19 protein-coding genes are annotated in these 24,946 nt (G+C 57.2%); 4 read left to right on the top strand and 15 right to left on the bottom strand.

Annotated elements, in window-relative coordinates:
• Positions 1-62: 62 nt before the first annotated feature.
• Positions 63-2,666 carry a glycosyl hydrolase family 28-related protein gene (locus HDF12_RS13025; RefSeq protein ID WP_179584031.1) on the bottom strand — a complete coding sequence of 868 codons (2,604 nt, stop codon included), beginning with the start codon at positions 2,664-2,666 and terminating at the stop codon, positions 63-65.
• A 189-nt stretch (positions 2,667-2,855) separates the two neighbouring features.
• On the opposite strand from HDF12_RS13025, the gene HDF12_RS13030 reads away from it, so the two are divergent.
• Both HDF12_RS13030 and HDF12_RS13035 read left to right on the top strand, forming a co-directional pair.
• Entirely contained in the window at positions 2,856-4,073 is a 1,218-nt protein-coding gene (locus tag HDF12_RS13030; protein WP_179584033.1) for a glycosyltransferase family 4 protein, read from the top strand.
• A 114-nt stretch (positions 4,074-4,187) separates the two neighbouring features.
• A complete protein-coding gene (locus HDF12_RS13035; protein WP_179584035.1) occupies positions 4,188-5,099 on the top strand; it encodes a glycosyltransferase family protein in 912 nt (303 codons plus the stop codon).
• Between the two features lie 16 nt (positions 5,100-5,115).
• Here HDF12_RS13035 and HDF12_RS13040 read toward each other — a convergent pair whose 3' ends face one another.
• The 6 genes from HDF12_RS13040 to HDF12_RS13065 all read right to left on the bottom strand — a co-directional run bounded on the left by HDF12_RS13040 (position 5,116) and on the right by HDF12_RS13065 (position 14,004).
• The gene (locus tag HDF12_RS13040; protein WP_179584038.1) at positions 5,116-6,414 is read right to left on the bottom strand and encodes a lipopolysaccharide biosynthesis protein; all 1,299 of its coding nucleotides are present in this window, start codon (positions 6,412-6,414) and stop codon (positions 5,116-5,118) included.
• 176 nt (positions 6,415-6,590) lie between these two features.
• On the bottom strand, positions 6,591-7,943 hold the full coding sequence (locus tag HDF12_RS13045) for an O-antigen ligase family protein (protein WP_179584040.1): 1,353 nt from the start codon (positions 7,941-7,943) through the stop codon (positions 6,591-6,593).
• Between the two features lie 165 nt (positions 7,944-8,108).
• On the bottom strand, positions 8,109-9,128 hold the full coding sequence (locus HDF12_RS13050; protein ID WP_179584042.1) for a polysaccharide biosynthesis/export family protein: 1,020 nt from the start codon (positions 9,126-9,128) through the stop codon (positions 8,109-8,111).
• Complete coding sequence (locus HDF12_RS13055) at positions 9,115-11,412, bottom strand: GumC family protein (RefSeq protein ID WP_179584044.1); 2,298 nt, start codon at positions 11,410-11,412, stop codon at positions 9,115-9,117. The genes HDF12_RS13050 and HDF12_RS13055 overlap by 14 nt, the downstream gene beginning before the upstream one ends.
• 341 nt (positions 11,413-11,753) lie before the next feature.
• A complete protein-coding gene (locus HDF12_RS13060; protein ID WP_179584046.1) occupies positions 11,754-12,857 on the bottom strand; it encodes a glycosyltransferase in 1,104 nt (367 codons plus the stop codon).
• Between the two features lie 331 nt (positions 12,858-13,188).
• Positions 13,189-14,004 (bottom strand): 2OG-Fe(II) oxygenase, encoded by an 816-nt coding sequence (locus tag HDF12_RS13065; protein WP_179584048.1) that lies wholly within the window; start codon positions 14,002-14,004, stop codon positions 13,189-13,191.
• Positions 14,005-14,567: 563 nt separating this feature from the next.
• On the opposite strand from HDF12_RS13065, the gene HDF12_RS13070 reads away from it, so the two are divergent.
• On the top strand, positions 14,568-16,019 hold the full coding sequence (locus HDF12_RS13070) for a sugar transferase (RefSeq protein WP_257025652.1): 1,452 nt from the start codon (positions 14,568-14,570) through the stop codon (positions 16,017-16,019).
• 70 nt (positions 16,020-16,089) lie between these two features.
• On the opposite strand, the gene hemA is transcribed toward HDF12_RS13070, so the two are convergent.
• The 8 genes from hemA to pqqA all read right to left on the bottom strand — a co-directional run bounded on the left by hemA (position 16,090) and on the right by pqqA (position 22,052).
• Positions 16,090-17,370, bottom strand: a complete 1,281-nt coding sequence (gene hemA / locus HDF12_RS13075) for a glutamyl-tRNA reductase (protein WP_179584052.1) — start codon at positions 17,368-17,370, stop codon at positions 16,090-16,092.
• Positions 17,367-18,176, bottom strand: a complete 810-nt coding sequence (ccsA, locus tag HDF12_RS13080; RefSeq protein ID WP_179584054.1) for a cytochrome c biogenesis protein CcsA — start codon at positions 18,174-18,176, stop codon at positions 17,367-17,369. The genes hemA and ccsA overlap by 4 nt, the downstream gene beginning before the upstream one ends.
• A gap of 232 nt (positions 18,177-18,408) precedes the next feature.
• Positions 18,409-18,618: a hypothetical protein gene (locus tag HDF12_RS13085; RefSeq protein ID WP_179584056.1), complete on the bottom strand. Its 210-nt coding sequence runs from the start codon at positions 18,616-18,618 to the stop codon at positions 18,409-18,411.
• A 141-nt stretch (positions 18,619-18,759) separates the two neighbouring features.
• The gene (pqqE, locus tag HDF12_RS13090) at positions 18,760-19,845 is read right to left on the bottom strand and encodes a pyrroloquinoline quinone biosynthesis protein PqqE (RefSeq protein WP_179584057.1); all 1,086 of its coding nucleotides are present in this window, start codon (positions 19,843-19,845) and stop codon (positions 18,760-18,762) included.
• A gap of 170 nt (positions 19,846-20,015) precedes the next feature.
• The gene (gene pqqD, locus HDF12_RS13095) at positions 20,016-20,303 is read right to left on the bottom strand and encodes a pyrroloquinoline quinone biosynthesis peptide chaperone PqqD (protein ID WP_179584059.1); all 288 of its coding nucleotides are present in this window, start codon (positions 20,301-20,303) and stop codon (positions 20,016-20,018) included.
• Positions 20,300-21,070 carry a pyrroloquinoline-quinone synthase PqqC gene (pqqC, locus tag HDF12_RS13100; RefSeq protein ID WP_179584061.1) on the bottom strand — a complete coding sequence of 257 codons (771 nt, stop codon included), beginning with the start codon at positions 21,068-21,070 and terminating at the stop codon, positions 20,300-20,302. Before pqqC ends, pqqD begins: the two co-directional genes overlap by 4 nt.
• Positions 21,043-21,954 carry a pyrroloquinoline quinone biosynthesis protein PqqB gene (gene pqqB / locus HDF12_RS13105; protein ID WP_179584062.1) on the bottom strand — a complete coding sequence of 304 codons (912 nt, stop codon included), beginning with the start codon at positions 21,952-21,954 and terminating at the stop codon, positions 21,043-21,045. The genes pqqC and pqqB overlap by 28 nt, the downstream gene beginning before the upstream one ends.
• 11 nt (positions 21,955-21,965) lie before the next feature.
• A complete protein-coding gene (gene pqqA / locus HDF12_RS22915; RefSeq protein WP_179586853.1) occupies positions 21,966-22,052 on the bottom strand; it encodes a pyrroloquinoline quinone precursor peptide PqqA in 87 nt (28 codons plus the stop codon).
• A 170-nt stretch (positions 22,053-22,222) separates the two neighbouring features.
• Between pqqA and mutS the strand changes: the two genes are divergently transcribed.
• Positions 22,223-24,889 (top strand): DNA mismatch repair protein MutS, encoded by a 2,667-nt coding sequence (mutS, locus tag HDF12_RS13115; RefSeq protein WP_179584063.1) that lies wholly within the window; start codon positions 22,223-22,225, stop codon positions 24,887-24,889.
• Positions 24,890-24,946 lie beyond the last annotated feature (57 nt).

The following is a 24,946-nucleotide window of genomic DNA, read 5'->3' on the forward strand; positions in this document are numbered from 1 at the left end:
TGTCGAAGCCTCTCGACTGCACTACCTGATTTGTGATGTCGATGTCGATGGTGGGTGGGGAGTTAGAAGTTCTGGATTGTGTTGTGGAACTTTCGGACGGGAGTGGTTGATGCTTTTTTCCCACCGTAGGAATAGAAGACGTGGAGGTGTTGAGGGCTGTTGACACCTGGAGCGACGAGATGTGAGGTTGTGCCGTTTCGAGTTTCGATGACCCAGTTCGGCGCTCCGTAACCGGCGATGTTGATGTTTTCGTAGCCGGTGGCGAAGAGGTTCGAATCGGTGATCTGCATGGTTGTTGAATCGGGGGCGGCAAGGGAGAGCTTGTAGTAAAAAAATCCGAAGATCTCGATCTGGGCGTTAGTAGCTACGATGTCGGTGCCGTTGTGTTCGGTTTTGTAGCCGAGGATCCAGAGTGTGCAGCCATTACAGGTTATCTTGTCCGCGCGAGCAGGCTCTTCATCGAGTTGTCGCGCCCAGATCTGCTGGCCGGGATAGAACGTGACCGTATTTCCCGGATTATTGTTGGAGCCGAGGATAACGTCATCGATGTAAAGATTGCCGGCACCTGCGGCAGTCGAATAGTTGTAGGTGTTGTCGTCGATCAGGACCAGAGTTCTTGATCCTGTGTGAGTGATGACGCAGGCGTTGTTGGGGCAGCCTTCGATGATCAAGGGAGTCTTCGAAGAACCTGCGATTGTGAGATTGATGGTGTAGGTGCGTCCCGGGGTCGGCATGGCGTTAAAAAACTGGAGATGATTGACCGTGTCAGGAACTGTGATTGCGTATGCGCCATTGCCTCCATATTGGCCTGGAGGCGCGTAGACGGTGGGAGATTTCGATCCGGAGATAATGGCTGCCCAGGTTGCAGGAGAGGTCCCCAGCATCGTCCATGTGCGTGGATCGGGGTCATTGGGCTGAGGCGTCTCGGATTCTGGAAGATGAAGAGATGCCGGAGGGGCGGTCTGATCGAACACGGTCTGAGCTTCGCCCGACCAAGTCTCTGCCAGGTCGCCCTTGTAGGTTTTGGAGGGAGTGACGCAGTAGTCTGCCTCTGAGGTCGCGTAGCCAACGACTTTTACGTTTCGAGTGTAGAGGTGACAACCCTGCTGGCCGTTCTCTTTGCCATTCTGCAGACCGATGCCGGTGGAGTTGTCTCCGAAGAGTTCCGAATCCATGATGGTGGTGTTGGCGTGAAAGAGCTCAGCTTGAAGTGCGGGGACCGTGTTGTCACTGAGGAGGTGACGGATGCTGAACTTCATGTTCATGCTGCCGATTCCTGCGACAGTCTGTCCTTCAAGAGTGATGTCTTCGAAGGTGAAGTTGTACTCCTGCTGATTGCTGTAGATACCGTTCTGACATCCGTAGACGGCTACGTTGCGCATCATTCCGGGGCCGGGGTAGGCGCGGCGGATGTTGAGGGCGTTGACGCAGTTCGAATCGTCGGACCAGACCTGAACGTTCCTAACGGCGCCGATGTTGTTTACCTGGGTGGTAAATATTTCGGCGTTGGGATTTCCGACACCCGATTCGAAGCCCATGTTTTCGATGAAGATATGGAAGTTGTCGTTCTTGTTGACGCTGAGCGGACTGAAGAACTGGACCGGCGATGTGCCTGTGTTGAAGGCGGGCGAGTTTGGCGCCAACTTAATGATTGATGTTTGAGCGCCGGCTCCGTAGATAGACCAGTAGTTGCCGTAGGGAATGATGGTGTCACTTGCGAGATACACTCCCGGCGGGAAGTAGAGGAACATCGGAAGCGCCCCAAGCTGGCCGCCTGCGCCTGACCCGTAGTACATATCCACGTTCTTGAGCGAGGGTGGGGTTGTGGTGAGTTCGAGGTGCGTTGCGTCCGTGACGGAGGCGACCTTGTAGAAGGCGCTGCCGATTTGAAGGTTCGCGTTCGGCTTCAATGCTACGAAGGTTGGACCGCTGGTCGCTGTTACCGTGGTTCCGCTGGTGCTGACTACGTTGGGTGGGAGACGTGCGGCGACGTTGGAGAGTGGGCCGGGATTTGTTGTGAGCGTGAGGTGCTGCGCATCGAGTACGGTTGCGATGGTGTAGACCACACCTGCTATGCGGATGGGTGAGCCTGGAGCGAGTCCGGTGAAGACCGATTCTCCAACCTGTGTCACAGTGTAGGTGTTTCCGCTGACGGAGGTGCTGACCTTGCTTTGTGCCGATCCACGGCCGAATGCAAATAACTTCTGGAGGCCGGCGGTATTGTCGGTGATGCCATCGCCTTTGAGATTCGCGATCGGGTTGTGCGTGACGTCGATGATGGGGAAGGCGGCGGCGCTGGCGAAGCCTGGAGGGTAGATGATGTTGTTTGTGAGGCGGGCTCCGATTCCGTCGGCGGGAATGATCGAGAGGGTGCCGTCGACAAAGGTGAGACTGTCGGCCCGATTGACGGTCGACATGGAGCCAGCGGCGATTTTGATGGGGTAGTTGCCTGGGGGAGCACTCGAGGTTGCGGAGGTGCTCAACTTCGGCTGGCCTTTGAAGAGAGCAGCGTACGGTCCGGAGTAAGACGACAACTTGAAGATCAGGGGGGGGAGCGGGTCGCCGGCATGCATGGTGAGGTGCGTTGCGGTGGCGGTATAAGTCGCGGCCTGTGCGCGGATGCCTGTGAGAAGGAGCAGCAGGAACAATGCCATGGGCCTCTTCATCGCGTCTCCTCGAGTGAAAGTACGATCAGGATGGAAGGTTGAGGAACTGTTGTCTTCTCATTTTTAACAACAACGATGCAGTTCTCAGTAAACTGTTCCTGTAGATGCAATTGCCTCCTATCGAGCAGGTTCCTCGATTATACAAACAACGTAAAAAGACATCTAAGTTGATAGAGAGGTCTGCTTCGAATGAATGTTCTGCTGTCGGCTTATGCGTGCATGCCGAACTCCGGCTCTGAACCTGGCAACGGCTGGAACTGGGCGAAGCATCTGGCAGAACGTGGAATCAACGTGACGGTTCTGACTCGTGGTGAAGGGCGCGAAGAGATTGAAGCTTACCGACGGGATCACCCGAATGCGAATGTTGCCTTTGGTTATGTCACAGTTCCAACGAAGCTGTTCAAACCTGGAACCGGGATGCACTATGCCCTCTGGCAGATGTTCGCGGTTGGAGTTGCGAGGTCTTTGAATCGTCAACGCCGCTTCGATCTGGTGCATCACGTGACGTACACGAGTATTCATGTGCCGACGCAGCTTTGGCGGTTAGGCATTCCGACTGTATTCGGACCAGTGGGAGGAGGTCAGACTGCACCCGCCAATATGCTGGGGTACTTCGGATCGAGCAGACGGGCGGAGGAGAGCCGCACATTGTTGACGAAGGCACTTCCCTACTCTCCCTTGCACAGACGATGGCTCGGGAAGATGAGCACTGTGCTTGCCGCGAACGAAGATACCTTGCGACTTATAAAAAAGATGGGGCGATCGGAAGTTGGCCTGCAGTTCGATAATGGAGTCGGAACGGATTATCTCGCGAAGGGGCCAAGGAGTTTCAAACCGGATGCTGGTCCGGTCCGCCTGATCTGGGTAGGAAGGATTTTGCCGAGAAAGGCGCTTCCGATGGCGCTCGATGCACTGGCAAAGGTCCAACATGACTGGACGCTTACGATCGTTGGCAACGGACTCGCAGAGGCGACGGTGAGACAGATGATCGCTGAGCGGGGGTTGAGTGACCGGGTGCACTGGGCTGGACGACGACTAACGTGGGAAGAGGTTCGAGCGGCTTACTTGGAACATGACGTGCTTTTGTTTACGAGCCTTCGTGAGACCTCCGGAGTGCAGTTGCTGGAGGCGATGGCGCTTGGTCTGCCTGTGATTACGCTGGACCTGCATGGCGCCCGCGACGTTGTGCCCGAGGAGGCCGGCATCAAGGTACCAGTGACGACTCCGGCTGAAGTTGTCTGCGGTCTTGCTGCTGCGATCGATCGATTCGCGTCTCTGAGTGTCGAGGAAAAGAATGCGATGTCTCGAGCGAGCTGGGAGTTCGCTAGGACGAACACGTGGACCTCGCGCGCGGCTGCAGCTGAACAGTTGTATACGGAGCTTGTGGGGAGACAACGTGAAGGTTGAGTTGCACAAGATCGATGCGGGTAAACGGAATAACCTCGCGACTGTTCCATGTGCGCCGGATGGGCAGGTTCTCTGGAGCTTGTGTTTACTTCACTATCTTTCAGGAGGCGCTCGTTGAATCTACGCGCGGCGAAGAGTGACGTGTCGAGTCGCGTCGTTGAGGCGTGGCTTTTCTTTTTGAGAAATGAGACGAAGGTTACGAAGTTTCAACTGAGGCGACTGACTTCTCGCAACGAACACTCGAAAGAGCGTGTAGTGGCAGCGGGCGGGCCGGTGGTGTCCGTCACCACCTACGGCGAGCGGCTGAGTACTGTTCACCTGGCGCTGGAATCAATCGCTGCAGGCTCTGTTCTGCCTTCGAGGCTGATTTTGTGGGTGGATAGTGCCGAAGGATTTGCGAATCGATCTGCCGGACTGAAGAGGTTGGTGGAGAGAGGACTGGAGATCTATCTCACCGAGAACTTCGGTCCGCACACCAAATATTATCCTTACCTTTTGTCTACCGATACGTTCGATGTACCGCTGGTGACCGCGGATGACGACTTGCTGTACAGCAGATGGTGGCTGGAGGGTCTGGTTCGAGCGCATCGCGAGAATCCGGAGGGAGTGAACTGCTATCGAGCTCACCGCATCGGACTTGGGAATGGAGCCATCACGCCCTATCAGACGTGGGAACCATGCAGATCGTCGGAGGCGGGCTTCCTTCACTTTGGTACGGGAGTATCCGGGTGCATCTATCCGATGTCGTTATTGAAGAGACTCAAACTGGCGGGCGCCGAGTTTATGCAGCTTTGCCCGAAGGCGGACGACGTGTGGCTGCACGTGAATGCGCTGCGTGCGGGCATGAAGACACGCCAGATATGGAATCGTCCGCTGAGATTTCCGTTCGTTCCCGGAACGCAGGGCAGCGGGCTTTACCACAGCAATGTTCTGCTTGCTCGTAATGACGAGCAGATTCGAAGTACGTATACGGCTGAAGATATTGCTGTTCTTGAAGCGGAGGAGTCGTCGCTCCACCCGCGCTAGTCGTGTCGAGTCGACTTCAGCTTGGATGGAGCGTTCCGGTATTCTCTAACGCGGCTTCGCGACGGAGCTTTCGAACTCTAAACCAGAACGCGACCCCGACGAGTCCCTGAAAGATCACCTGACTCGCACACATGCCCAACATGACTCCGTTCAACCCAAGTTGTCGAGCGAGGGGTCCGGCTAGCGCTGCGGAGAATGCGATCAGTACCGGGTAGGTCCAGAAGATGGGTGCGGTGTACTCGAGCGCCTGCAGACCGTAGCGCAAGGGGCCCGAGACGAAGATGATCAAGTACATGAATGCGTATAGACGGAGCACAAAGCCGTCGGAGGAGTACTTCGTTCCATAAGCGAGCTTCAGCCAGAAGGTAGGAAAGCATGCCACGATGCCTGTGAAGGCCAGGGTTACGGCGCCCCACTGGAGGGAGATCCGCTTGATGTAACGCAACATGCCGTCGACACCGCCAAGGCGCATCTGCCGGGCTGCCTCGGAGGGTACGACATTATCCAAGCCGAGAAACCAGACGTGGGCGACGCCGACGATGTTCTGTGCGGCGCGCAGAATTGCCGAGGCTGCCGCACCGTAGTAGATCGGAGCCGCCATCTGAAAGAGATTGCCCGCTCCCCACTGCATAAAGGCCGAAGGTGCGAGCCATCGAGACATGCGCCAGTGCCTGAGAAAGACGGTTCGAAGAGCGTGACGACTGAAGGTGACGGACTCGTACCAGCGGAGGCACGTGACGAATCCTGCGAATGAGGTTGCGGCGATGATCCAGAGCATGGTGGACAGCTTTGCGCCGTGGTGGCGCGAGATCCAGAAGATGATTGGCACCTGAGTGAGGTAGCTCACGATATCGGTGACGAGAGCCCGCTTGCTTTGACGGGTGCAGAAGAAGTAGCGGCGGAGGAACTCCTGAAGCAGGTAGGCGATCGTTGCACCGCTAAGCGGAAGCGCCAAACCTCCCACGCCCCATTGCGGAAAGAATTTTGTGGAGCCCCATACGCAGAGAAACATGACGAATGCCACCAGCAGACTGAAGGCAAGCTCCTGTATAAGAACCGAGCCATAGTACGCGGGGCGGTCTTCCGGCTCCTGTTTCGGCCCGACGCTCATCATGGGTGTCACAATCATTGCGTACTGGAGGCTGTTAGCAAACAATACGGCTACCCATCCGAGGGCAAAGACACCGTAGTCGCGAACCCCGAAGGCGCGGGCGAGAAGAACGTTGGTGATAAAGTTTGCACCGCTGACCAGCCCCTGGTCGAAGAGTGCAGCAGGCGTCCGGCCGCCGCCGATCCGGGCGAGGGATCGAGACAAGAAAGTCTGCTTGATTTCAGAAGTTTCAGTGCGCAATGGATCCTCTGCGTACGTTTATAGCTTGCGAAAACAACGCCGGGGCGCCCTGGTCATCAGGAGATATCCAAAGGCAACAGCCGAATGCTCTTGTTGAATCCATGAATTGGGTTAACGATATCACCGGCACAGGAAAGCTTCTATGCGCCCACTTCCTGAGGTATGGAGTGACTGAGAGGTCGCGACTTTTTCTTGAGCTTCCGTGGTGATAGTTTATCTACGCCACCCACGAGCCCTATGAATGTGAGCAGAAAAATGGCACCTGGTCTGGTGTAAATGTAGGTGAGGTTTGGACCTCCGAGAGATCTGACCGTGAAGAGGATCATCAAGAACAGGAAGAAGACCTGATGGAGACCGCGATATGCGGTTCTGAAAGCTGTCCAGAGGGCGAGGCCGTAGATACAGAGGGCCAGAATAGCCGCGAGAATCCCACCACTCACAAAGGCGTGGAGATACTCGTTATGTGCGTGAGGCGGAATCCAGTGGGTGTAGATCCAGTGATCGCGGAGCGCGTTTTTGGCGCCCACGACGTAGCCGTATCCGAGGACCGGCCTGTCACGGATTGCTTCGATGGCTGATTGCCAGACGCGAGTTCTGTCGTTCAGCGTGGCCAGTGAGTTGGCGTTTTGGCCTCGAGAGACATACTCGATGATTGTGCTTCGAAACAGAATACCGAGTGCTCCCAGAACCGCGGTGGAGATGATCGTGCCGATTCGTAAAACGAACTTACCTGAGAAAAAGATGGCGTAGAGAAGAATCAGGATCAAGAAGCTAAGCTGCTCGATGCGCGTACGAGCCAGGACCAGGGTCACAAAGGCGAGGACGCACCCGCAAAATCTGATGAGGCCGCGAGGGAAGAAGAAAAGAGCGTAGAAGAAAGCCGCAACAGAGAGTGTGGCGAGGTAGGACGGAGACAGAAATTCGCCGCCGAGCTGTGCGTGCGCACTGGTCATCTCTCCTTCGCCGGCGCCGCCGTAGACTTGTGACGGCATGAACGGAAGGACGATGTAGGTCATTGCGATCCATATCCAGGCGACACGGCCGATCAGGTGAGCCATCAGTTCCGTTCTACGATCTGCGGGAGTGCGGGTGTAGAGCGCGAGGACAAGAGCGAAGGCAAGAACCCACTCGTACATGCGGTACAGACTGATGAGGATATCGCTGTAGGCGGGTGGTGTGAGGCGACTGACGGGCTGAAGAGCTGTGGACAAAAGCATTTGGAGGACGAGGACGATCCAGAGCCAGTTGCCAATGTTCACTTTGCGGCACAGTAGCGGGCGACGCCCCAGGATTACGACGACAACGAGAACGTAACTCGACAGGAAGGTGATCAGCATTGCGCTGAGAGATGTCAGGTTGAACAGCCCTTGCGCGTGCGTTCGGCCGGTTACGTCGAAATGAATGAAGTTCGGTACGCCGACGAGGTAGATCAACGTCGCCCAGTACAGAAGGGGGTTCTGCCTTTGCAATGGGTAGGGTTGATCTGCCGTCATAGAGACTTCCATCCTGTTCGAAAACCGGTAGCGCCAGTGTCAGTCTGCATTAGAAACGAGTGATCGGGTTTTCGGGCTCGATATACAGTCGCAGAGCTGAGATAACGATATGCCGGCGTCAGCTGGTTGCGAAGCAAAATGGCGGCTGAACTCGGCAAGAGAGTTCTAGTGATAGACGTAGAGGGCGGCCTGCGACGTACTTGCGAAGAGTCCGCTTGTCAAAACTGTCTTCGTCTTGCTGATCGGCACATAGATCAGGTCTTCCGCCTGCAGCCGGGGTGGGGGGATCTTTCCCTTCTCGATGTCTCTGTATGCGAGGGCGGTCTCCTGAACCTGGCCGTCCGGCATCTTGCGGATCAGCCGCATGGAGCCAACCGCGGCGTTGATGGTCGTTCCGTAGGCGAGGGAGAGAGCCTGGGTGAGATTGAGTTCGCCTCCCTCCTGCATGATGTAACCTCCTGGCCTGTTGACACCGCCAAGGACGTAGACAACACCGGCGCGCCGCACCGTGACCGTGTCCCCGGGGCGAACCTTTGTATCCACCAGGGTCATGTCGTCAGAGCTCCGCGAGTAGTGGACCATCTCTTTCTGCGGATTGACGCCTTCGGGGTGACGGATCTCGATGGCGTTTCCAGCCAATTGGGTTTCGCCGCCGGCGAGGGCGATGATGTCCTCGAGGCTGTGCGGTGCGAGCAACTCGATTCGTCCGGGATTGTGTACTTCGCCCAGAACACTGACGTTCGAGCCTGCGTATTGGCTGACGTTCAGATTGACCTGCGGATTGTTGAGGATCTTGCCGTCTTTAAGACGCGTCTCGATCGCGGCGGCAGCTTCGGTCATGGTCTGACCTGCCACGTGGATTGATCCGATCATGGGGAGGGTGATGTCTCCATGGGTGTCGATGCGAACGTCGGTGGATAGCTCGGGAGCGTCATACACTTCCATGCTGAGAAGAAAGCCCGGCGCGAGTTGCAGCCCGGAGAAGTCCTCGGGAACCACCGTCAGGGTTGTCAATCTTCTTCTGGTGGTCGGTTCCGTGTCGCCGGCTCCGGGACCGTCGAAGGTGCTGGTCCCTCCTACCTTTTGTGGGGCAAGCTGAGCGTGGGCGGTAGGCGATGAGAACGCGAGAGCGCCTAGAAATACCGGTGCAAGAACCATTTTTCCATAAAGACTAGATAGTCGCATGAACCTGACCTTCCTCTTGTCTGGAGTAGCTGTAGCCGTGAAATCCGTCAGCTGTCGGATTGCGAACATCGTTCAACACAACACCCAGGACAGGCGTGTTGGCGTGATGGAGGCTGTCGATCAGGCTGGAGAGCACGGACTGGGTTGTGCTGCGTGAGCGTACTACTGCGATGGTGCCGCCAACCTTGCTGGCGATGATGGCGGTGTCTGTGACCGACAGGATTGGGGGACTGTCGATCAGAACGTAGTCATAGTCGGCGGCGCAGACTCGCAGGAGAGCGTCGAAGGTTTGCGATTCGAAGAACTCCGCGGGGAACTCGGGGGGGCGTCCGGCGGGGAGCATGAAGAGGTTGGGGAGCGAGGTGTGCCGTACGACGCCGAGAACTTCCGCTTTGGTGACTGGGTCTTCGAGGTCGCTTACACCGGGAGAGATCGCGCATCCGAAGAGGCGGTGCAGATCCGGGTTGCGAAGATCGCAATCAAGCAGCAGAACACGTGCGCCCTGCTGCGCGAAGGCCACTCCAAGGTTGTAGACCGCCGTTGTCTTGCCGTCGCGGCCTGCGGCGCTTGTGACGAGCAGCGTCCTGGAGCCGATGGATGGGAGGGCACGCAGGATGGAGGTTCGAATGACGCGAAAGGCCTCGGAGAAAGGAGCCTTTGGAGCGTCGATCAGCTTGCTATCTCCACCTGACGCGGTCAGCAGACTCTTGGTCTGCATTCTGGGGACATAGCCAAGCATGCGAAGGCCAGCGACCCCCTGCAGATCACGCGGTCTGCGTACTGTCTCATCGAGACTCTCGCGCAGAAAGGCGGAAGAGATACCGAAGAACATTCCTATGCCGGCGATCAGAGATAGATACTTCAGGTAGTTCGGTACGGCCGGAGTGCCGGCGGGCCGGGCCTGATCGGCGATATCAATGCGGGTGGCGCGAACGCCAGAGGCCAGGCTTGCAGTCTGCAGCTTCGAGAAGAGGTTCTCGTAGAGAGTTCGATTGGAGTTCGCTTCCTGGGCCAGGACCTGGAGATGGACGGTGGAGTCAGCCATCTCATTTGCGGCGGACTGCTGCTTGACGAACTGTTGCCGGATGGTGTCTTCGTTCTGCTTTGCGTAGAGGTAGGAGTTCTCTGCGCGCTTGCTGATGCGGGCCAGTTCGGCGTGCATCTGCTGGCGAACGGCATCGAGCTGCTGCTGGGTTTGCGCGAGACGCGGATTATTGGCGCCGTACTTGACCGCTGCCCCTGCGTACTCCTGAGCGAGTTCAGCCTCCTGGGTCCTGAGGGAGCGGACGAGTTGAATTCCGCCGTCTGCTGTCAGTGCGCCTCCACCACCGCCTGAGACGCTCATCGAGCCAAGGCCAAGTACAACCTCAGGATCCTGCGACTGGACGAGGTGGAAGACGGTCTCCGCAGAGATGCGATTGGACTCTGCGGTGGTGAGCTCCTGGTTGAGGCCGAAGAGTCGATCGGTGACGGTGCTATGAGGTGACACACCAACACTGGCCGCATTATCGCCGGGACCACCACCGGAGAGTTGAACGCCCGCCAGGCCGGATTGTCTCTGGTAATCAGCCAACTTCTGTTCGGATTCTTCGACCTGTTTCTTCAGATCATCGAGCTGCTTGCGGAGCCAAAACGACGATTGAATCGTCGAGTTGTGGCGGCGATCCATCGCGCTTTCGATGAACTTCTGCGAGATAGCGTTTGCGACGTTGGCGGCTACGACTGGGTCCGGATTCTGGAAGGTAACTGTGATGAGCCGCGTGTCCGGCGGTGACTCAACCGTGAGACTCTTCGCGAAGCGTTTGATCAACTTTTCGCGGGTGAGCGGCGCCTGATCGAGAGGCTTGTCTTTCTCAGAGGCGACGATAGCCTTGTCGAAGGGACGAATGTGGGTGAGATTGAGATCGCGTATGACGGCCAGCGCGATGCCATCACTCTCGAGCACGCTGATGTCGGTTTCTATCTCGGCCTTCAGTTCATCGGCAGTAGGCGACGCGGCTCCCGTGTCGGTCGAGACATTGGCACTGTTATCTTCTTTGTTGATTTCGATGATGGCCGTGGAAGCATACTTCGGCGTCATCAAGAGGCAGACCAGCAGGCCCAGAAGAAAGATACCGAGCGCCACGAGAACGACAGTCTTCCATCGCCGGCGCAGAACCCGGAGTACGCCGGAAAGCGTCTCGTACTCGGAGGGGCTCGATCCGAAGAGAGCGTCTTCGGACAATGTACCTAATGCTGCAGGCTGATGTTTGGAGAGAGAAGGATGTGGCTGAAGTGCACTCATAGCAATAATCCTTTTTTGCATTCGCCTCGGACGGAATTGACTGATCGGGGGAATGCTATGAATTGTGCTAGCTCAAGAGCAACACCCTCTTGAGACTCGAGGGCTGAAAATCTTACAGCGCAGATAAGAGATTTATTCTTGAATACTACCACAGGACTTATGGATCTCCTCGAACCTCTGTAACGTAACTGCTCCCAAGGGAACTTTCTTTCGGACGTCGATCTGTTCAAATGGTGTAACAAATTTTCAAACTACATTCTTGGCGAAGAGCTTGTTACTCATCGATACGTTGGTCATGCTGTAAGACTGACTCTACCTCAGGAAGGTACCTATTTTCGTTGTTACGCCAGTTGCGAATGATGGGTGTCAATACATTGGTGAAAGATATCCATAAGCTGTCGATAATTTTGATCTTCAGTGTAGATAGCAAGGTACTTGGCTCGAGCCCGCTCCCGCATTAGATTCAGACGCTCTGAGTCTGCCATAAGGATGCTTACCGCGGAGGCGAGGCCCTTCTTATCAGTGCGGTTGTATAGGAGACCAGTTACACCTTCGTCAACCATCGCCTTCATCGGCGGGGTCAAGGCGGCAATCACTGGCGTCCCTTTGCAATATGCCTCGACGATGGTGCGGCCGAAGGGTTCATACCACTCCGACGGGAAGACGAGGAAAGCTGCTTTGGCGAGATATTCGCATACTTCTGCGAGCGACTTTCGTCCGAGGTATTCGATCCTCGGATCAGCCTCCGATGCCTGACGGAGGAGGGACTCAAGGGGGCCGTCGCCGATGATCTTCAAACAGACGGATGGCGGGACGTCGGGCCACGCATTCAGAAGCGAGCGAAGACCCTTCTCCTCAGTCAGACGGCCTACATATAAACCGTAGCCGCCGGAACCGTCGCCAATGCCACTATCCGAGATGAAGTTCGGCTTCACAATAATTCTCTCTTCAGGAAATCCACCTGCGACCAGCTGCTGCTTCACGAAGCTGCTGACCGCGATGTAGCGATCAACGGAGTTTGTCCAGACGCCGCGGAGATGAGCGTACGCGTTGCTGGCGACGACGGCAGCCGACTGCAGATAGCTCTGCCGATAACAACGATGCTGTATGGCTGCAAGTGCAATTTTGCTGCCAACGCATGTAGTACATACGTGCCCGTCGCGAAAAAGATTTGCGGAAGGGCAGATAAGCCGGTAGTTTCGGACGGAAAGAGCGGTTGGGACACCCATTGCCTTCGCGGCGTCGAAGACAGATGGTGAAAGGAGAGGGAAAAAATTATCCACCTTCATGAGATCCGGCTTTGTCGATCGAATCAGGTCTTTCACTCGATCGGCTTCTCTAGTGTTCCAGACAGAACGCAGACCGACAGTGACCAAGTTCCCCGACTTTATTTCAGCATTGTCGAGCGTGTAATCGCTAACTTCCTCTCCGCGAGACCGAAGCATCGCGATCTCCTGCTCCCGAGATTCATCTTCTCCCCCTCGATAGATGTATCTATTGTGTAGAAACAGAATCCGCATCAGGCCTCAAAAATCTATCTGTATTTTCACTGTAACGTAGTCGCTTCGCTTTCGCATTGGGGAGAGATGATGCGAGTGGGATAGGAAGATACTCTCATTTCCATCGCAAAGCGTCCGCATACTGAGTGAGATGCAGATGAGACACGTTGCTGTCAGCCCTAAGTTAAACTCGTCAGAACTTGAAGATTTAAAACAAAGAACTTACTTCGTCCGACAAGAACGCAGAGCTTGATATCCCACTTGATCGAAGCGAGAGCTACCGGATCCTCTGACGAACGAAGTCGTAGAAGACAGGTGGAGTCCACTTCCGAACCAGACTGCGCACCGTGGGCTTCGGTCGATAACAATCCGGGGCGTAGAGGGAGCTGTGCACACCCATCTCTTTGCCGAGAATGCTCCCGGCGGTGTTGTAGTAGATCATGAAGGAGTAACGTGATCTTCCGCTGGGTTCGACTACTGGGTTGATGCCGTGATAGGAGGTCTCGGAGATCTTCATGAGCAGAGTTCTGTTGAAGATAGGCTCGATCTCCGCCTCTTTACGGCTGGCATCCTCGTTCCAAAGTTCGAGTTGGCCGCCGTAGTCCGGGGTCCAGTCATGATTGAGATAGATGATAAGAGCCAGACGGCGAATGAGGCCGCTCGTAATGTCGGCGTTGGAGTCGATGTGAACATCGAACTTTCCCTTTGGCGGGATAATGCTGTAGCCGGCCCCATGCATATAGGGGTCAGGCAGGAGATTCCAGATTCCCGTGATCTCGGAGAGGAGATAGAGGAACGGAGCTGAGTGAAGCAGAGCTACCAGCTGAAATCCCGCTGGTCCAAGCCCCGCTGCGGACTTCTGCCCGAGTTTTTCCAGGTTTTGGGTATTGTGATGTACCCAATCCGATTTTTTGGTGTGGGACATCTCTTCAAGCACTGCCGTGAGCTGCTCCGAATCGAACAAGTTATCGATCGTGAGATAAGGAAATGGCCGGTTATTCTGATACCGATTGGCTAAGCTGGATGAACTCTCCGAGAGAGAGAGCTGGTCAAGCAGCCTGGACACATCACGGATACCCGTTTCGTTTTGCATAGTTCTCCGTCGCACGGAACGCAAGAAGCTGCTTTATCAATAAACATTATAGTTCTGTACCGCGGTTGAAGCCGGTCAAAGCGCACCCGCCGAGGTACGAATGGAACGAAAGTTCCCAAGGAAGTAGCAATTTTTTAGCAATATCACTTCTTTGTCATGAGCAATTTACTTTTCTCCCGGGAGATTTCTTCCCTTGTCCAGACAAACGGACTGCCTGCTACCCGGGTTGTTAGCATTTTCAAGTCCAAACCTGCAAAGCCCTGCAGTGCAACTCTCAAACCCGGCCATCGCACTCTGGAAGAGATGCTTGCGGGGCACTTCTATCAGAGTTGTTCCTTTATTTGGCAGATTGGCTTCCTCTCTCTCAGTCCGGCCCCAGAATTGCTTATGCAGGTTGAGATAGGCGAGCTACCGACGAATATGAGAAGGCCTTCTCGGACCGTCCGCTTCATTGTCGAGTTCTGTTCCTTTGGTTACCCTAGTGACGTGTGGTAATCAGCTTTTCCCTTGTCGGCTTCGCATCATAACTTCCGTTACAGCGTTAATGAAAAGGGGCTAGACCTATGACACCACCCAACAGGAAGATCTTTCTAGAGTTGGTGGAATTTGGCGACATTTGTCTATTGTTCGGCAGTTTGGGCGGTGCGTATGCCTTTACGTCCGGCCACCGTTTTTTTGGATTTCTTGACTCCCTGGAGACCCGTCATCCGATACAGGTCTTCCTTGCGACCCTGGTGTTGGCGGTAGTATGGCACGGAATTCTCCGGTCGAATAAGTTTTATCGATCTCGCAGAGTGGATGGGTTTTTTCGAGAGGTCATGGATGTTTGCATAGCGAGCATGCTTTGCGCGCTATCCTCCTGCGCCTGGCTATGGTTGGTGTGTTCGCACTCGAGACACAGCATCGCAGAGATTGGTTTGATCAGCGCGGTCTTTGGCTTGATCAGCTTCGCCATCTTCGTATCCACGCGGCTTATCGGGCGAGCCCTAGCGCGAGTGTTCCGTTCGAAGGGCTATAACCTTCGCCATGTTTTGGTGGTCGGTACGAATCGGCGGGCCCATGGGTTTGCGCAGGATGTAGCACTTCACCCGGAGTGGGGTTACCACCTTCAGGGTTTCGTTGACGATCAATGGTGGTCTGAAGAGACGGTCGCGTCCAACGCAGGAGCTTTACTGGGAGGGTTGGATTCGATCCCGGCTCTGCTGCGAACTCTTCCGGTTGACGAGGTGATCGTGGCTTTGCCATTGGCGTCGTTCTATCAGCAGATAGCCGAGATCGTCGCCTCGTGTCGCGACCACGGGATCGCAGTGCGAAGCATTGGAACGTTTTTCGACCAGGAACAGACGAAACGAACTGCGTATCTGCAGAGAGGGGTAGGCACGATCACCCTGCATGATGAGTCGTGGAACGCATGGGGCTTTATGATAAAGCGGCTCACCGATGCCGTGGTATCGGCGGTGCTGTTGCTGGCGCTGGCTCCGGTCTTTCTTGCGGTTGCGGCGTTGATCCGGTTGACTTCGAAGGGACCCGTCTTCTTTCGTCAGACCAGAATTGGTTACGGCAAGCGACCTTTTGAGATTTTAAAGTTCAGAACAATGGTGGTGGATGCCGAGAAGCTCATGGCTCAGGTGGAGCATTTGAATGAGACCAACGGCCCGACCTTCAAGTTGAAGAACGATCCTCGTATTACGCCGTTGGGTAAGTTTCTGCGTAAGTCGAGTCTCGATGAGATTCCTCAACTCATCAATGTATTTCTTGGAGACATGAGTCTTGTCGGTCCGCGGCCACTTCCAGTGAGAGATTATGAAGGGTTCTCGAAGGACTGGCACAGGAGACGATTCAGCGTCAAACCCGGAATTACTTGCTTGTGGCAGGTAATGGGGCGAAGCTCAATCAGCTTCGACGAGTGGATGGCTTTGGATATGCGTTACATCGATCAATGGTCGGTGTGGCTTGATATCAAGATCCTGTTTCAGACGATTCCCGCAGTTTTTCGTGGCTCAGGCGCGGTGTAGTCACACTTTTGCGGCGAGCCACATTGGTAGTCGCGGATTCCGAGTAGAGACGAGGCAAGGCGCCTTAAGTCTACTCGGAATCTTTTTTGCGTGTGGATTCGCGGAGTGCGGTGAGTTGCGGGTGGAGAAGCTTGGCTGTGAGCGAGCGGGTGAGGGCTTCGACCGCGTCACGTTGTTGCGCGGTAAGGTCGGCGAGCTTGGATTGTGACCGGGCTAGTTCGGCCTGACGGAGATGTTCGGCCTGCTGCTGAAGGGCTTTGATGGCGGGGACGGCGTCGCGGGACTGGAGACGCTCCTGATATTTGTCTACTTCCCTGCTGACGATATTCTCGGCTGCGGCGGCTTCTCGGCTGCGGTCAGCGAGGTTGGCCGCGGCTACCTGCTGGAGATCGTCGATATCGTAGACGAAGCATCCTTCGACCTCGTTCATGCGCGGGTCGACGTCGCGGGGGACAGCGATGTCGATGAAGAACATGGGACGGTTGCGGCGGCGATGGAGGAAGTGCTGGCCGTGAGAGCGTCCGAAGATCTTTTGAGGAGCGCCAGTGGAGGTGATGACGATGTCGGCGCGGTCGGCCTGCTCGTAGAGTGACTCGAAGGGAATGGCTTCGGTGTGAACGGTGAGGCTGCTGAAGTCGGAGGCTATTTTTTCAGCGCGAGACTGGGTGCGGTTGGTGACGAGGATGGATGACGCGCCTTGCTGGATGAGGTGACGGGCGGCCAGCTCGGACATTTTTCCTGCGCCAACGAGGAGTACGGTCTTTCCGTAGAGAGAGCCAAAGATCTTCCGAGCGAGATCGACTGCTACCGAGGCGATGGAGACAGAGCTTGAACCTATCTGTGTTTCGGTACGGATCTTTTTTGCGACGGTGAAGGTGCGTTGCATCAGGGCTTCGAGGTGGGTCGAGACGGCGCCGGCGTCGCGGGCGACAGTGTAGGCCTCTTTCACCTGCCCAAGGATTTGGGGTTCGCCGACGACCATGCTGTCGAGCGAGCTGGCGACGCGGAAGAGATGGCGGACGGCTTCTCGCTCGCGGAACTCGTAGAGGTGGGGCTGGATGTCGTGCGGCGGGACGGCAAAGTACTCGTGAAGGAAGCGGAGGAGGTCAGTTTTGGCCTGAGGTGGGGAGGATTCGGCGTCGTCCTGAAGGGTGAGGAGCTCTACCCGGTTGCAGGTGGAGAGGATGAGGCCTTCACGGACGCCGGGCTGATGGAGAAGGGTGCGGGTTGCGTCGGCCAGGCGCTCGGCGGGGATGGCGAGGCGCTCGCGCACTTCGATGGGCGCAGTGTTGTGGTTGATGCCGAGGAGGATAAGACGCCCCTGTGTGGATGTGGGCTTGGATTGGTTCATGGGGCGGTAAACCTGTGGACTGCCGAGAACTGGTTAGCCGCCCAGACCGCGAGCACGATCAGGAAGACGAAGCTGGAGAGATAGACGGCGCGGCGCCCGCGAAGGCCGGAGATGCGGCGAATATGGATCATCGCGATATAAACGAGCCACATGGCGAAGGCGAGAAGGATCTTGGGATCGCGGAAGTAAGTGGCCCCGACGGTGGCCTGGGCGATGAGTGAGCCGATGAGAAGACCTGCGGTCATGCAGGGTAGGCCGAAGATGAGGGCTTTGTGGGCGATCTGATCGGTGGTTTCAAGCGGAGGCAGCCAGGAGATGGTGGGGGACTTCTGCTTGAGGCGGCGCTCTTGAACCAGATAGAAGAGCGAGGCCAGCAGGGAGAGGAGAAGGGCGGCGTAGGCAGCGAGAAGAAGAGCTACATGGAGAAAGATCCAGCCGGTGTGGAGGATTGGGAAGGCGGTGCTCTCCTGGCCTGGATGGAAGGCCGGGACAAGGCCGAAGAGAAAGCAGATGGGCAGCAGGAAGATGCCGAGGGAGACGGTGCGGTATCGGGCATAGACGAGCAGGAAAGCCAGAGCGAGCAGGAGGCCGAGAAAGGACTGAGCTTCGTGGGTGTCGACCGGGAGACGGTGGTGGGCGGCGTTGAGCATCTCTGCCAGCGAGACGAAGTGGAAGAAGACGGCGGCTACGGTGGCAGGGATGGCGATGTGGCGCCAGCGGGGGCGATCGTAAAGGGCTGCCGGCAGTACCGCGAGCGCGGCGACGCCGTAGAGTAAGACCGCGACTCTGAGCCAGAGGAGGGACATAGGTGACGTACCGGGTGGTGCTTCGCGGAGTTTTCCGCAAACATTAAGTATATCGCTTATGAGTTTGATTCTGTGTGGGCGCGAACGGTTTCGCGTGGTCTCATCGAGACTCAAGCTGCTTGTGACGCAGAAGGGAGGGGTGCCGATTGGATTGCGCTGAGGATCGTGGGGAGACCTAGCGTTGTTGAGGTCAATCGGCCGATCTGTCGGTGATGGTGGTGCGGGTCGCCGGCTATCGAATTGCGATAGACATCGCGTGGATGCGATATATCCCGTACGCGAGAAAGAGCCAGGCAATGACGGAACAGAGAAGGCCGAAGACAATTCCAGCGGCCGCGCTCGAGTCGGTGCGGAGACCTTTTTCGGGATTCTTTTCGGTTTTGGTTCGGTTTGAAGAGATGAGGTTGAGGGTGATCCCCACCGGCATTGTCATTCTGGCCATGATCTTGTCCTTTTGGAACGAGGACGAGACTACGGGGATGAGAGTTCGATAGGACATCCCTCAAACGATGTACGTTGTTGCGCTCTGACACGGCTTGGCCGCGAGGAGGAAGATGTGGTTTGTTTCCTTCAGGTTATAGATTCACGAGTTGGCGAGGATGCGGTAGACCCATTGGGATGGAGGCGGTGGTGGGGTCTGGGTGATGGCGACCAGGTCTGCGTGCAGATCGCTGAGGCTGCAGGCGGGGTCCGTGTTTGCAGGGTCGCCGGTTAGCTGGAAGGCCTGGCAACGGCAGCCACCGAAGTCGATCTCTCTGCGGTCGCAGTCTGCACAGGGTTCCTTCATCCAGCTTTGGCCGCGGAAGCGGTTGAAGGCCGGCGATTGTTGCCAGAGCCATTCGAGGGAGTGGGTGCGGACTGAGTCGAACTCCAGGCCGGGGATGATGGCGGCGGCGTGGCATGGGAGGGCGAGACCAGCGGGGTCGATGAGCATCATCTGGCGGCCCCAACCTCCGACGCACGGCTTGGGGTAGCGGGCGTAGTAGTCGGGAAAGACGGCTTGCAGTAGGATGCGGCCGCTTAGGCGTGATTGCGCTGCCTGGATGAGTTGGACCGAACGCTCTACCTGGCTGGGGGTGGGCATGAGTCGGTCGCGGTTTTTTAGGGCCCAGCCGTAGTACTGGACGTGGGCGACTTCGATTCTTTGCGGTTCGAGGGACTCGGCGAGGGCGAGGATGTCTTCGAGACGGTCTAGATTTTCGCGGTGGACTACTACGTTGACGGTGAAGGCCATGTCTTGTTGGCGGATGAGGGTGGCGAGTTTGAGTTTGTGGGCGTGGGCTCGTGCGCCTGCGAATTCGTTGGCCTTTTCTTCATCAGCGTCCTGAAGGCTTAGCTGGATGTGTTCGAGGCCGGCGTCTTTGAGCTCGATCATGCGGTCAGCGGTGAGGCCTAGGCCTGAGGTGATCATGTTGACGTAGAGGTTCGCTTCCCTGCCTGCGGCGACGAGTTTTGCGATGTCTGATCGTGCGAGGGGTTCGCCACCGGTGAGATGGAGATGGAGGACGCCTAAAGCTGCGGCTTGGTGGAAGACTCTTGCCCAGTCTTCGGTTGATAGCTCATCTTCTCCTGACTGCATTTGCAGGGGGTTTGAGCAGTAGACGCAGTGCAGGGGGCAGCGATGGGTGAGTTCGGCTACGAGAGAGAGTGGACCGGGAAGTGTCGACATATTCGGCTTACAAGAAAATTGTATGCTTTTGCCCTGCGCGGGCGGCGGTCACTTCGTGACTTGTATACCCCTTTGGGTGGCGCTCCCGTTGGTCGCGATCAGGAGGCGAAGCCGGTCCACATGTCACGAAGTGACCGCTCCGCGCGTAGCGGTCCCGGCCGGAAGGCCTTCTAGTCCTTGTAGAGAAGGACGCTGCGTGCGTGGAGTTTGTCGAGAAACTGTTTAACCTCGGCGGTGATTTGTGATGAGTCGGTTGTGGCGTGCTTCTGTTGGAGTTCGATTGTGATTGCTTCGACAGAGCGTTGTCCATCGATGAGGCCGATGATCTCGCTGGCTGCGCCTTTGAGTCGTAGCGCGCCTTCGGGAACTAGAAGCATCGCTTCGTCAGGTGAGACGGTTCGAACGCGACAACCTACTGCGAGACGCGGGATTCTCGAGTCTGAGATGGGTTCGCTCATGATGCCTCTGGACGGAAGACGCCGGGCTGTGGAGGGAGCGCTCCGGGTTCGACGTAGCAGTATTGAAGGGCGTCGAGTTGGGCCCACAGCAGAGCACACTTTCGCTCGAGCGAGCGGACTACCAATGACTGGAGATACGGGGTGTCGGCGTGTTCGGCTGAGTAGTCGAAGGCGAAGGCGGCGTCTTCCGGAGCTTGTGTGAGCCTGCCTTGGAAGTATGCGAGACCGTTTTGCAGCCAGGGGTAGTGTTTCGCGAGAGCATCCATGCGTAAAGCGATCAGTTGGCCGGCGAATAGTTCGGTGAGTGACGAAGAGACGGCTTCGAGCAGAGTGCTGTTGGTGACGAGATCGATGTACGCGTCTACGGCGTAGCGAACGCCGGGGAGAATGGCGTGGGTGCGGGTGACGTAGTCGCGGTCGAGGCCGGCGGCCTCTGCTAGTTGCAGCCACTTTTCGATGCCACCGACACCGGTGTCGCCGTCGTGGTCGACGATGCGTTTTCGCCAGGCGCGGCGGAAGGCTACATCTTCGGACTTGGAGAGGATGACGGCGTCTTTGATGGGGATGCGGCTCTGGTAGTAGTAGCGATTCAGCACCCAGGCCTGCATCTGGCCGCGTGTGAGTTGGCCTGCGTGCATGCGCAGATGGAAGGGATGCTGGTAGTGATACATGGCCTCGCCTACCTGCTGGAGGCGCTGGCGTAGCTCAGCTTTGCTCAACAGAACCGCGTCTGTGTGATCTACAGCGTTATCTCTAGTCCGTCCCATGCCACTTCCCAGCCGGCGTCCTCAACTGTGCGACGCTCCAGACTCTGTTCCTGCAAGATCGGGTTGGTGTTGTTGATGTGGGTGTAGATTTTGCGAGTGCCTTTGAGATACTTGAGAGTTTCGAGCGAGCCGTCGGGGCCGCTAATGGGAAGATGGCCCATGGAACGGGCTAAGGGTGTTCCGGGTTGGATTCGTTGTAGTTCGTCATCGGTCCAGAAGGTTCCATCTATGAAGATAGACGAACAGGTGGAGAGAAGGTGCTTCAAGGGCGCGGATACAGAAGGTAGCGCGGGAAGGTAGGCGGCACGTGCTCCTTGAGGATCTTCGAGGATGAGTCCGACGGTTGCGCCTGTTGGGCCGAGCGCGGTGCGGTCTTCTTCGCTGATGTAGGTAGGGAGACTGTTTGAGAGTGCGATGGGAGTGCAGGTGAGGCCGCCTGCGTTGAAGCTGACGTTCGGTTCGATTTCGGTCCAGCGGCTTTGTCCGGGGAGACGATCGAGCATCTGGAAGAAGCTGTTTTTTTTGAGGATGCTGATGACTGGGCGCGTTGCGTAGATGCGGACGGGGGTGAACTCGCGCATGAGGAGGAGACCGAGTACGTGGTCGAGGTCGGCACTGGTAAGGATAATGCCGGCGACGGGGGTGTTGCGCAGGCCCTTGGTGGGGTCTGGGTGAAGCTCGGGGTTGTTGATGAGCTGTTGGCGGAGATCGGGGGAGGCGTTGATGAGGAACCACGTATCGTCATCTGCCGTGACGGCTAGTTGAGACTGGGTTCGCGATTGGATGTGGGGATGATTCTGGCGGAGGGCGGAACAGTTCGTGCAGGTGCAGTTCCATTGGGGAAGGCCGCCACCCGCGGCGGCCCCCAGGACTTTAATCCTCACGGGAACTCTGCTTAGAGTTCTACGGGAGCGTAGGAGTTGATCTCGCAGTTAAGGGAAATTTCTTCAAAGTCGGGCGTGGCCCAGGTCGACTGTGTCATTGGATAGAACCTCTCGTGGAAGATCTAAAACTACTGAATATAAGTGTACCGTATCTTGCGGTTGGTTTGCAGGGAGACGGTAAGGCAACGGCGTGCTGCGCGCACGGCGCGATCGACCATCGAGGCTGACGCGCCTTCGGCGCCTTTCCTGTTGTGTGATTATGAATGGGATGGCGAACGAGACGGTTACTAATTTGGCGGGTGAAGCGGCTGGAGCGACACCGGCGATGCGGCAGTACTTTGCGGCGAAAGAACAATATCCCGACTGCCTGGTGTTTTGCAGGATTGGGGACTTCTATGAACTGTTTTATGAGGATGCGATTCTTGTCTCGCGCGTGCTGCAACTGACGCTGACGGCGCGTGATCGCGAGAAAAAGCAGCCGATGTGCGGGGTTCCTTATCACGCGGCTGAGGTGTATCTGCAGAAACTGCTGCGCATGGGGTACAAGGTTGCGCTGCTGGAGCAGATGGAAGACCCGAAGCTGACGAAGACCGTCGTGCGGCGGGAGGTGACGCGGGTACTGACGCCGGGGACTGCGCTCGATCCTGCGTTGGGGGCGGAGCAGAGCAATTATCTGGCAAGTGCGGCGGTGTTGGGTTCAGGAGCGGCGCAGGTTTGTGGACTGGCGTTGCTGGATCTTTCTACGGGGGAGTTTCGGGCTACGGAGTTTTCTGGTGGCGGCGGATGGGCAGCGCTGGTGGATGAGCTGGGGCGGGTGCGGCCGGTGGAGTTGTTATATGGATCGGGGTTGCTGGGTGGCGTGAATCTTGCCGGGGAGAATGAGACAGCGGCGGGACTCGATGCGATTCGGACGAAGACGGCGGTGGAGGAGTGGGTGTTTACGGCGGAGTATGCGGTGCCGCTGGTGCGGAATCACTTCAAGGTGCATTCGCTGGATGGGATGGGGCTGGGTGGACATGAGGCGGCGACGGTGGCAGCTGGGGCTCTGCTGCACTACATGCGGGCGACCAAGCAGGGCGGGTTGGAGCATGTGGATGGACTACGGTTTTATGAGCGGTCTACTTGTTTGGAGCTGGATGCGGTGAGCGTGCGGAATCTGGAGCTGGTGGAGCCTCTGTTTTCGGGCGAGTCGGCGCAGACTACGCTGTTTTACACGATGGACGCTTGTTGTACGCCGATGGGGAAAAGGTTGTTGCGCGCGTCGCTGCTGCGGCCGGCGAGTGGGCTGGGGGAGATTGAGGCGCGGCTGGAGGCGGTGGGTGAGGCGGTGGGTGATCTGCGGCGGCGGGAGGAGCTGCGGCGGTCTATGGATGGATTGCTGGATCTTGAGAGGCTGCTGGGGCGGGTTGCGCTGGATTCGGCTGGGCCGCGGGAGGTGATGGCGCTGGCGAAGACGCTTGGGTGTTTGCCTGGCGTGGTGGCCGCGGTGAAGGCGTTTGGCGCTGCGCGGTGGAGGGAGTTGGGGGAGAGCGTCGATCCGCTGGAGGATCTGTACGAGATGATTGTGCGGACGATTGCAGAGGAACCGCCGGTGTCGATTGGAGATGGTGGGGCAGTTCGGGTTGGAGTGGATGCGGAGCTGGATGAGCTGCGGGAGTTGAGCCGGAGCGGGCGGCAGGCGCTGGCGGCGATTGAGGAACGGGAGCGCGAACGGACTGGGATTGGATCGTTGAAGGTGCGGTTTAACAATGTGTTTGGCTACTACCTTGAGGTGACGAAGGCGAATGCCAAGGCGGTCCCGGCTGACTATGAGCGCAAGCAGACGCTGGTGAATGCGGAGCGGTTTACCACGCCGGAGTTGAAGGAGTATGAGACGAAGATTTTGACCGCGCAGGAACGGAGTGGGGAGATCGAGAAGAAGATCTTTGCGGAGCTGCGGAGGCAGTTGCTGGAGGCCGCGGGGCGGATGCGGGAGACTGCGAGGAAGATCGCGGAGATCGATCTGCTTGGATGTTTTGCTCATCTGGCTGCGCTGCGTGGATGGGTGAGGCCAAACGTTGAGGTGTCGGGTGTGCTGGAGTTTGTGCAGGCGCGGCATCCGGTGGTGGAGAGACGGATGGAGGAGTCGGGTGGAGGGCGGTTTGTGCCGAACTCGGTTCATCTGGATGCGGATGCTGGACCGGCAGTGCTTCTGATTACGGGGCCGAATATGGGGGGAAAGAGCACTTACCTGCGAATGGCTGCGCTACTCGTGGTTATGACGCAGATGGGGAGCTTTGTTCCGGCGGAGGGGATGCGGCTGGGATTGGTGGACCGGATTTATACGCGTATTGGAGCGAGCGATAACGTGGCGCGGGGGCGTTCAACGTTTATGGTCGAGATGACAGAGACGGCTGCGATTTTGAATACGGCTACGAACCGCTCGCTGGTGCTGCTGGATGAGATGGGACGTGGGACGGCTACGTATGATGGGTTGAGTTTAGCCTGGGCTACGGTAGAGCACCTGCATGACCGGATCGGCGCAAGGACGCTGTTTGCTACGCACTATCATGAGCTGACGTTGCTTGCAGATCGATTGGCGCGACTGACGAATCTGAGGGTGACGGTGAAAGAGACGGCGGGGGGGATTGTGTTTCTGCATACGGTGGAAGCTGGACCGGCCAGTAAGAGCTATGGGATTGAGGTTGCGCGGTTGGCGGGGTTGCCGAGTGGTGTGATTGCGCGGGCGCGCGAGGTGCTGAAGGTGCATGAGCGGGCCGAGACGCAGCAGGTGAGGGAGGCTTCTCCAACGCTGGCTCCGCAGATGCAGATGACGATGTTTACGCCGCTGTCGCAGAGGATTGTGGATCGGTTGGCTGAGGCGGATGTGGATGGGTTGACGCCGCGTGAGGCTCTCAATTTGCTGGCGGAGTTGCAGAGGGAGTTGAAGGGATGATGTCCTGCCGGACGGGCCGCCTGCGCCGCGGGCGGTCACTTCGTGATTTGTGTACCT

The organism is Tunturiibacter gelidiferens (assembly GCF_013410115.1).
Classification (GTDB): domain Bacteria; phylum Acidobacteriota; class Terriglobia; order Terriglobales; family Acidobacteriaceae; genus Edaphobacter; species Edaphobacter gelidiferens.

Coding starts and splice junctions, on each gene's coding strand:
- HDF12_RS13025 (WP_179584031.1), bottom strand. CDS start 2,666: ATGAAGAGGCCCATGGCATTGTTCCTGCTGCTCCTTCTCACAGGCATC.
- HDF12_RS13030 (WP_179584033.1), top strand. CDS start 2,856: ATGAATGTTCTGCTGTCGGCTTATGCGTGCATGCCGAACTCCGGCTCT.
- HDF12_RS13045 (WP_179584040.1), bottom strand. CDS start 7,943: ATGACGGCAGATCAACCCTACCCATTGCAAAGGCAGAACCCCCTTCTG.
- HDF12_RS13050 (WP_179584042.1), bottom strand. CDS start 9,128: ATGCGACTATCTAGTCTTTATGGAAAAATGGTTCTTGCACCGGTATTT.
- HDF12_RS13055 (WP_179584044.1), bottom strand. CDS start 11,412: ATGAGTGCACTTCAGCCACATCCTTCTCTCTCCAAACATCAGCCTGCA.
- HDF12_RS13060 (WP_179584046.1), bottom strand. CDS start 12,857: ATGCTTCGGTCTCGCGGAGAGGAAGTTAGCGATTACACGCTCGACAAT.
- HDF12_RS13065 (WP_179584048.1), bottom strand. CDS start 14,004: ATGCAAAACGAAACGGGTATCCGTGATGTGTCCAGGCTGCTTGACCAG.
- HDF12_RS13070 (WP_257025652.1), top strand. CDS start 14,568: ATGACACCACCCAACAGGAAGATCTTTCTAGAGTTGGTGGAATTTGGC.
- hemA (WP_179584052.1), bottom strand. CDS start 17,370: ATGAACCAATCCAAGCCCACATCCACACAGGGGCGTCTTATCCTCCTC.
- ccsA (WP_179584054.1), bottom strand. CDS start 18,176: ATGTCCCTCCTCTGGCTCAGAGTCGCGGTCTTACTCTACGGCGTCGCC.
- HDF12_RS13085 (WP_179584056.1), bottom strand. CDS start 18,618: ATGGCCAGAATGACAATGCCGGTGGGGATCACCCTCAACCTCATCTCT.
- pqqE (WP_179584057.1), bottom strand. CDS start 19,845: ATGTCGACACTTCCCGGTCCACTCTCTCTCGTAGCCGAACTCACCCAT.
- pqqD (WP_179584059.1), bottom strand. CDS start 20,303: ATGAGCGAACCCATCTCAGACTCGAGAATCCCGCGTCTCGCAGTAGGT.
- pqqC (WP_179584061.1), bottom strand. CDS start 21,070: ATGGGACGGACTAGAGATAACGCTGTAGATCACACAGACGCGGTTCTG.
- pqqA (WP_179586853.1), bottom strand. CDS start 22,052: ATGACACAGTCGACCTGGGCCACGCCCGACTTTGAAGAAATTTCCCTT.
- mutS (WP_179584063.1), top strand. CDS start 22,223: ATGGCGAACGAGACGGTTACTAATTTGGCGGGTGAAGCGGCTGGAGCG.